General features: G+C 31.8%; 8 protein-coding genes. All 8 read right to left on the reverse strand.

Features of this window, described 5'->3' with window-relative positions:
- Nucleotides 1–70 precede the first annotated feature (70 nt).
- Nucleotides 71–1,303, reverse strand: a complete 1,233-nt coding sequence (locus STRDD04_RS08220; RefSeq protein WP_062201423.1) for a nucleotide sugar dehydrogenase — start codon at nt 1,301–1,303, stop codon at nt 71–73.
- Between the two features lie 27 nt (nt 1,304–1,330).
- Nucleotides 1,331–2,422 carry a UDP-glucuronate 4-epimerase Gla gene (gene gla, locus STRDD04_RS08225; RefSeq protein WP_062201424.1) on the reverse strand — a complete coding sequence of 364 codons (1,092 nt, stop codon included), beginning with the start codon at nt 2,420–2,422 and terminating at the stop codon, nt 1,331–1,333.
- Entirely contained in the window at nt 2,397–3,461 is a 1,065-nt protein-coding gene (locus tag STRDD04_RS08230; RefSeq protein ID WP_231853922.1) for an NAD-dependent epimerase/dehydratase family protein, read from the reverse strand. Before STRDD04_RS08230 ends, gla begins: the two co-directional genes overlap by 26 nt.
- A 36-nt stretch (nt 3,462–3,497) precedes the next feature.
- Nucleotides 3,498–3,650 (reverse strand): heparan-alpha-glucosaminide N-acetyltransferase domain-containing protein, encoded by a 153-nt coding sequence (locus tag STRDD04_RS11730; RefSeq protein ID WP_148880907.1) that lies wholly within the window; start codon nt 3,648–3,650, stop codon nt 3,498–3,500.
- Between the two features lie 34 nt (nt 3,651–3,684).
- Nucleotides 3,685–5,154 (reverse strand): lipopolysaccharide biosynthesis protein, encoded by a 1,470-nt coding sequence (locus tag STRDD04_RS08235; RefSeq protein WP_062201426.1) that lies wholly within the window; start codon nt 5,152–5,154, stop codon nt 3,685–3,687.
- 1 nt (nt 5,155) lies between these two features.
- Nucleotides 5,156–6,370: an O-antigen ligase family protein gene (locus STRDD04_RS08240; protein ID WP_062201428.1), complete on the reverse strand. Its 1,215-nt coding sequence runs from the start codon at nt 6,368–6,370 to the stop codon at nt 5,156–5,158.
- Complete coding sequence (locus tag STRDD04_RS08245) at nt 6,370–7,284, reverse strand: glycosyltransferase domain-containing protein (RefSeq protein WP_062201664.1); 915 nt, start codon at nt 7,282–7,284, stop codon at nt 6,370–6,372. Before STRDD04_RS08245 ends, STRDD04_RS08240 begins: the two co-directional genes overlap by 1 nt.
- A gap of 8 nt (nt 7,285–7,292) precedes the next feature.
- On the reverse strand, nt 7,293–8,303 hold a 1,011-nt coding region (locus STRDD04_RS08250), incomplete at its 5' end, for a glycosyltransferase family 2 protein (protein ID WP_062201430.1).

The raw sequence follows: 8,303 nt of genomic DNA on the forward strand, positions 1-8,303 counted from the left end.
TAAAGTAATTGACTAGAATGTGACATTGTAGAGGGAGATTGATTCGTGTAACTCCAAGATATAAACGGAATTAATCTCGTTTGAAGATGTCCCTGGTGTAAACTTTTTCTTTTACATCTTCTAAGCTTTCATCAAAACGATTGGCAATAATCACTTGGCTCAGTTCTTTAAATTTTTTGAAATCATTGACTACCTTACTGCCAAAGAAGGTAACACCATCCTCAAGTGTTGGCTCGTAAATAATAATGGTGACACCCTTGGCCTTCAGACGTTTCATAACACCTTGAATAGAAGATTGCCTGAAATTATCTGAGTCACTTTTCATTGTCAAACGATAAACACCGACAGTAATGTCTCGCTCCCTAGCTGGCTCATAGGAGTCATTGCCAACATAAGCACCAGCAAGATCTAAAATCCGATCGGCAATATAATCTTTCCTTGTCCGATTACTTTGTACAATCGCTGTCATCATATCCTGAGGAACATCAGAGTAATTTGCAAGAAGTTGCTTGGTATCTTTAGGAAGACAATAGCCACCATAGCCAAAGGAAGGATTGTTATAGTGAGAGCCGATCCGTGGATCTAAACAAACTCCATTAATAATAGCTTGAGTGTCTAGACCCTTCATCTCAGAATAAGTATCCAGCTCATTAAAATAAGAAACGCGCAGAGCGAGATAAGTATTCGCAAACAGTTTCACCGCTTCAGCTTCTGTAGAGCCCATATACAATGTATCAATATCTTCTTTTAAAGCTCCTTCTTGGAGTAATCCCGCAAAAGTTTCAGCAGCGCCTATCAAGTGCTCATTATTTTTATCTGTCCCTAAAATAATTCGACTCGGGTACAGATTATCATAAAGTGCTTTTGATTCACGCAAAAACTCAGGGCTAAATAAGATATTTTCAGTCTGAAACTTCTTCCGCGCTGACTCTGTGTAGCCCACAGGAACTGTACTTTTAATCACCATGATTGCCTCAGGGTTATATTTCAGCACTGTTTTTATGACAGACTCTACAGCAGACGTATCGAAGAAATTCTTTTTTGGATCATAATTAGTTGGAGCTGCAATAACAACAAAATCTGCATCCTGATAAGCTTCTTCTGCATTCAATGTAGCCACTAAATTTAACTCTTTTTCTGCAAGATATTTCTCTATATAGTCATCTTGGATAGGAGACTGTTTTTGATTGATTAAATCGACTTTTTCAGGAATGATGTCCACTGCTACTACTTGATGATGCTGAGACAACAAAACTGCAATGGACAAACCAACATACCCTGTACCTGCTACTGCTATTTTCATACTTTTTCCTTTCATGAAAGAATATTATCATGCATGATAATATTCTTTATACCATTCTGCAAATTTTCTTAAGCCTTCTCGCAAAGAAGTTTTTGGCTTAAAACCAAAATCTCTCTCTAGAGCACTTGTATCTGCATAAGTAACGGGAACATCCCCTGGCTGCATAGGAACTAATTTTTTATGATTATCGAAGTCATAATCCTCTGGTAAAACTCCAGCTCGAATTAGTTCTTGCTGCAGGATATCAACAAAGTTTAAAAGATTTTCTGGCTGATTATTACCAATATTATACACTTTATATGGTGCTAAGGGTAGATTATCAGTTCCTATTTGTTTTACCGGAGCAGATTGCATCACCCGTAAAATTCCCTCAACAATGTCATCTACATAAGTGAAATCTCGTTTACAATTACCATAATTATAAATTTCAATATCAGAACCACTTCGTAATTTGTCTGTAAAACCAAAGTAAGCCATATCTGGTCGACCTGCAGGACCGTAAACCGTAAAGAAGCGTAAACCTGTAGAAGGAATATTATAAAGCTTCGAATACGCATGAGCTTGAAGCTCATTAGATTTTTTAGTTGCTGCATAGAGCGAAACAGGATTATCTACCTTGTCTTCCGTTGCAAACGGAACTTTTGTATTTCCACCGTATACTGACGAAGATGAAGCATAAACCAAATGTTCTACACCACCACCGTAAATCTCATAAGACTGGCGACAAGCTTCCAAAATATTATGAAAACCAATAATATTACTTTCTATGTATGCATCTGGATTTGTGATCGAATAACGAACCCCCGCCTGCGCTGCTAGATTAACAACTATTTGAGGATGATATTGGTTAAAAACTTCATCAATGAAAGTTTTATCTGAAATACTTCCTTTAAGAAATATCCAGTTTTTTTCTGGATACTTCTCACTAAGCTTGTCAATCTGATCTAATCGATAATCTTTGAGTTCAACATCATAGTAATCATTCAAATTATCCAAACCAATGATTGTCATCGGTCCGTCTAACTCTAATAATCTCTTAACAAGATTTGAGCCAATAAAACCAGCAGCTCCTGTAATGAGGATTGTTTTATTTTTAAAATTGATATTTTTTTGTTCCATTATTATTTTCCTTTTGATTATCTTGCAAATCCAATATCATCATATTAAACATATCCTCTAAATCATATAGCGGCTTCCAGCCCAACTGCTTTAACTTACTTGTATCTAAATTCATACAAAGAGTAGGAGCATAACCATATTTGTTTTCTTCTTCCGCTATTATTACTTTGATTCTTTGCTTAGATATTTTACGAGATACAAAAACAGCCATATCATAGATACTACAATATGTAGCCTCATTAGCCACATTATAAACATTGCCACTGTCAGCTAGATAGAGCACTTGAAAAATAGCGGTCAATGCGTCGTACACATGTAGGTAACTTCTTTTTGTTAAACCTTTTGTTTTTAAGCAAATATCTTTATTTTCAAGTACGCAACGTGCAAACTCTGCAAAAATTCGTCCATCGTTGTATTCAACTCCAGGTCCAAAAGTTTGAGTTAAACGTAAAATATTAATAGGAAAATCATATTCCCGGCTGTAAGCTACACATAAATTTTCACATAGCCTCTTGCTTTCAGGATAGCATGAACGAACATCCATCGTATCAATATTAGTCCCTGAGGTTTCAAAGATTTTTTCATCAGATTGAGGATAGCCATAAACCTCCATCGTTGATAGATATATGAATTTTTTTAGTTTACTTTTTCTAGCAAACTCCAGTAGATTTTTAGTACCATCTATTGCAACAGACAACGTGTCTATTGGACTTTCTATAAATCCTTTGCTTGAAGTTTGGCTAGCAGCATGAATGATATAATCCACGTGGAGGTTGCTTAAGTCAACAGTTCTAACATCTCCTACTAGGTATTCTAAGTTGTCTACCTCTTCTCCAAAACATGCTTTAAGTTTTTTAACATCCCGAACTAGAGCGATTATTTTTAATTTCTGCTTTGATTTTGCATTCCATGCCAATAAAAAACGAATTAAGGTTTTCCCAATTAACCCTGTTGCACCTGTAATTAAAAATGTTTTTCCGTTATCCTCTTGTTCTAACAATTCATTTAATATTTGAAATTCTTTTTCGAACATCTGCATCTAAACTCCCTGAAAATATCAATTTCTTTTAAATTTTTAAGCAAATAATCTTTTAGATATAATTAGAAACAATGACACACCAATTTCCTTATAATACTTTATAAGACTTGGGAGAGCTTCTAAATATAGTTGATTATATCTATAAAATAAATGATAGATCACGACTAGTAATATAGCAATGCCTCTCAGTCCTTAAAGCTACGTGTTTCGTTCTCTCATTGCATCACCTCTTTTTAAATCTTTTTACGATTAGTTTAGTTGATAATTGAAAAATCATTTTTCGATAGCTAGGAAAACACAAAATAACAATACTATAGATGAGCATAGCAAATACTATAGTAAAAAATTCCCATCCAACACCACTTGATAATGGCAGTAAAGCAAAGACTACAATTCCCATAACAGCCGAACTCATATAAGGTGGCAAAAGATTTTTCAACATCTGCAAGAAAGGAATTTTGAGGTATTTTTTAGCTAAGAAGAGATTAATGAAACCATAAAATAATCTAATAAAACATCTCACTACAACAATTACTTCAAATCCAAAATTCGAACAAACTGCTAACAAAGGAATCATGAGAGTCAACTGGAGGCCTTGAGATAATACTGATAATTTTGGCAGTCCTTTGGCAGTAAATATCAAACTAATATATTGTCCAACAAGAATTGCAAAACAGTTCACTAAGCTATACAAACCAATTAAAAAGCTAGCTTCTTTCCATTGGCTTCCTAATAAAATATATGTAACTAAGTCCTGATACAGAAAAACTCCAACGCTTAAGGGAATTAGAATGATGCCAACTGTTTTCTGAAAAGTATAAAATAATTTATAAAATTGTTCATCATCACCTTTAGTTGCTGCTAACGCCGACAGTAGAACTGAACTTGTTGCCGCAATAATCATATTAAAAATGCTATTTGTTAGAGTAATGGAGTTTTTATACAAACCAATATAATAAGACGAAAGTGTTTGACTTAATATAAATATATCACCATTAGTTGTTAGCCACAGCAAAATAGATTCAACTAATATCCAACTACTAAAAGAAAACATTTCCTTCAGCTTGACAAGACTGTATTCGAAAGAAGGTCTCCATTTAGATTGTATTGTCAAAACCAATGCAACTGAAAACTGAGCTACTAACGACCCGATAATAACACTCCAATAGCTAAAACCTAAAAATGCTAAAGGTAGAGTTACACCAACGGGAATAACGACCATTAAAATACGTATCCAAAATAACACTTTGAATTGAAAATTTTTCTTCAAAATAGCCGATTGTATACTTGAAAATGAGGTGAAAATTAAGCTGATGCTAGAAAACGATATCGCATGTCCTAATCCACGACTCCCAACCATGCTAGCAATCTGCTCTGAAAATATTACAATCAGTAACATTAAAAGACAAGAAATTCCCATGTTAGTCCAAAATGCCACATTTGCGTTATCAATTAACTCTTTTTCATTATTAAATTTTTTTTGAATAATATATTTTTGAAATCCAGCATCTGTAAAAACATCCGCAAAACTGATGACCATATTAACTGTTGCAATAACACCAAATTCCGAAGGAGTTAGCAAACGTGCTAAAATCATTGCAGTTATTGGAGTTATTAATTTTGTTGCAATTTCTGTTAAACTTGACCATTTTACAGAATTGACGATAGTTCCTGACATTTTTGTATCTAACATACTAGCTCTTTTCCAAATCTGTATTCAAAGATAATACTATTAATATTAATATTGTCCTAAAATAAAAAACAATACGAGAATAAAAAGTAACTGTTATCATATCTGACAGGATCAAACTAATTATTAAAATCAATAACATATCTTTCAACTTAGATTTTTCTTTCAAAAAAATAGTTATACTAAGAAGCGATAAGTACCCATAATAAATGATAAATCCTATTATTCCACCACTTACTAACAGTTCTAAAAAAGTATTATGGCTGTAATATCCATATCCCCCAAATTTTGCAAATGCTCCAATCCCCCAACCAAATATAGGCTTTTCTGAAAACATTCTCCAGGCCGTTTCCAACATATCTATCCGCTTAAGTGTTGAAGTAGCATCTACAGACACCCCGGCTATATCACGTCCAATCCCTAATGTTAACAACATTTCATCAATTCTTTTTCCGACCAATGTATATAATAGTGGGTTATGCTGGATAGAAAACCACAAGATTCCTATTGCTAAAATAATAAGTATGGTTATTTTAATATTGAGTGTAAATAAACTTTTAATTCCGTAATATAAAATAGGAATTAACATAAAAAGCAGTCCAGCTTTTGATCCACTTAATAGTATAAAGATAACTTGAAGAACAATTAAAAACAAATATGTCTTGTGACGCTCATGAATGTATAGGAATAAAGTTAACATACCCAGTATTCCAAATAACCATGCGATTGTATTCGGATTTATATCTGAAGACAAACCTAATCTATAACCTATGTGTCCTTTTAAATAATCGGTCCACCTATACCTTAATATAGGAAGCTCACTTAAAAATATAAAAAACGAAGTGATAATAGTTGTAAAAAACAATGTATTCTTTAGGATATAAAAGAAATCTTCACTATATTTCAAAAATAATAGATAGATATTTAAAATATTCAAAAAAGAAACTATGTTATATAAAAAAGAGAAATTCTCAGTGTTATCCGATAATTTTACTCCAATTAAAGATGTGTAAATTGATAATAATACTATCCATACGACTCCTGTGTTGATTTTAATTTTTTGATCATCAAATAATAAAAGAAACAATCCAAATATCGGAGTTATATATAATTCTCTTCCTCTGAAGTATAATTCATCAAACAATATAAAAGCTATGAAAGCCCCAATAAGCAATAAATTAAATTTTGTTCGTTTTTTATGTATAACAATTTTTCTCATTATAAATGATTCAACCCTCTATTAAACCTCGGATTTTTATTCAAATTATTACCTAATATACAAATTTCATCTGATGGAATTTGATTTTTCCATATTAAATATGGCAAACTTAATTGATCCCGAGTTGGGAATTTTAAATATTCCTCCCACCATTTATCCATTAATTTGCACATCAATTGACTATTATGATTTCGGATCATAATAGTATTTTCGTACAGGCCATTATGTGTTGGGAAACCTTCATTTCTATAAATGTTGAGCTGTTGATTAACAATTGACATATCCGCTTTTTTAGCATACTTAATCATAATTGCTTCATCATAAATACAGTCTCTCTGGTTGTGAAAATGGACTCCTAAACTAGATGATTTCATATTCTCAATTAAAGGTTTCATACTACAAACTATTTCAATCAACCCATCTACATAGATACTATAATCATAATCTTTCAGATAAATATGTGGCAACATTTTTATTTTACGGTTTAATTGAATAGGTGAAAGTTTATTATACTCTTCGAATTGTGTAATATCTATTTTTTTCCATTTGGAGTCACTTGGTAAATCTAAATCAGTAAACATGAAATAGTCAATATCGCAATCAATGTAAAGAGGTTCTACAATAGAATCATATCGTCCGACAATACAACTATAAACTGCAATTTTTTTCCCTGTTATATCTAACTCGCCTGATGTATTAGGCTTGATAACATTTCCAGCCGTTGATGACGGTATCTTAATAAAGATTTTAAAAAATATATCTTCAATAATCTTTTTAAAATTACCATTTTTAAAATAGTTTATATATTTTTCATTTCTACGTTTTTTTTGAAATGATGAAGAATAAAACAACTCCTGATATCTTTTATTTATTTCTACAGCAGTTTGATCATATTTTTCTTCATTCTTTTTCATTTTATCCACTATGTATTCCCTCTCATAATCAGTAATAGTTGAGAAATGAGCAACAGACTTCTGTATCTCTCTTTTATAAATAACATAACATATAATCTATCTTTAAATGAAGCATTTAACACTATCGAACTGTTCGCTTCTATATCAAATGCAACGCTATTTTTTAAATCTTTTAATTTAACTATTTTATCTAGAAAAGATAAACCACTCTCACGATGCATCATTACTTTAACTATTTGTCCTAAATACATCGCCATACTGTGGGCATAATATTCATTCTGAATTTTTTCATTAATTAGCAACTTCAATTCAGACTCTGCTACTTTTTTTATAGCTACAATTCTATTTTCCTGATATTTGGTAGAGGTGCTATGAGATAATCTTCTATAATAAATATAAAGAATATCTGGAATAAACAGTATGTTTCTAAATACTGCATATAATTCCAAGTTCAACAACCAATCTTCTCCACCGAATTTTATGTCTGTATCAAATCTAATTTTATTATTTTCAAATAATTCCTTTTTGAAAACTCCATTCCAAATACCAGAAAAACAACCGCTATTGCGCACTCTAGGATAGCTATTGAAAAATTCAGCACGACTCATATAAATTGGAGCATCATTTATACAGAGCCCTTTACAACCATATATATCTTCCTTTACTTTATTTTCAGTAAATATTTGGACTCTCTTACGATTAAATCGAACTATATCAACATTGAACTTATTTATATAATCACAAAGAACATTTAATGCATCTTCACTTATTTCATCATCATTGTCCATAAACATTAAATACTTTCCTGAAGCATTCTCTATGCCAGTATTTCTAGCCGAACACAGTCCCTCATTCTTCTGACTATATAATTTCATCCTAAAATCTTTTTTACAGAATTCCTCACAAATACTCTGGCTATTATCTGTCGAGCCATCATTAACAAGAATAACTTCAAAATTCTTAAAAGACTGATTTTGTAATGAAGTCAAAGCAGGTATCAGGTATTTTTCAGAATTATA

This window comes from Streptococcus sp. DD04 (genome assembly GCF_001578725.1).
Classification (GTDB): Bacteria; Bacillota; Bacilli; order Lactobacillales; family Streptococcaceae; genus Streptococcus; species Streptococcus sinensis.

Bases quoted from the DNA above. Each gene is read 5' to 3' on its own strand.
- STRDD04_RS08220 (WP_062201423.1), bottom strand. From the start codon at position 1,303: ATGAAAATAGCAGTAGCAGGTACAGGGTATGTTGGTTTGTCCATTGCA.
- gla (WP_062201424.1), bottom strand. From the start codon at position 2,422: ATGGAACAAAAAAATATCAATTTTAAAAATAAAACAATCCTCATTACA.
- STRDD04_RS08230 (WP_231853922.1), bottom strand. From the start codon at position 3,461: ATGCAGATGTTCGAAAAAGAATTTCAAATATTAAATGAATTGTTAGAA.
- STRDD04_RS08235 (WP_062201426.1), bottom strand. From the start codon at position 5,154: ATGTTAGATACAAAAATGTCAGGAACTATCGTCAATTCTGTAAAATGG.
- STRDD04_RS08240 (WP_062201428.1), bottom strand. From the start codon at position 6,370: ATGAGAAAAATTGTTATACATAAAAAACGAACAAAATTTAATTTATTG.
- STRDD04_RS08245 (WP_062201664.1), bottom strand. From the start codon at position 7,284: ATGAAAAAGAATGAAGAAAAATATGATCAAACTGCTGTAGAAATAAAT.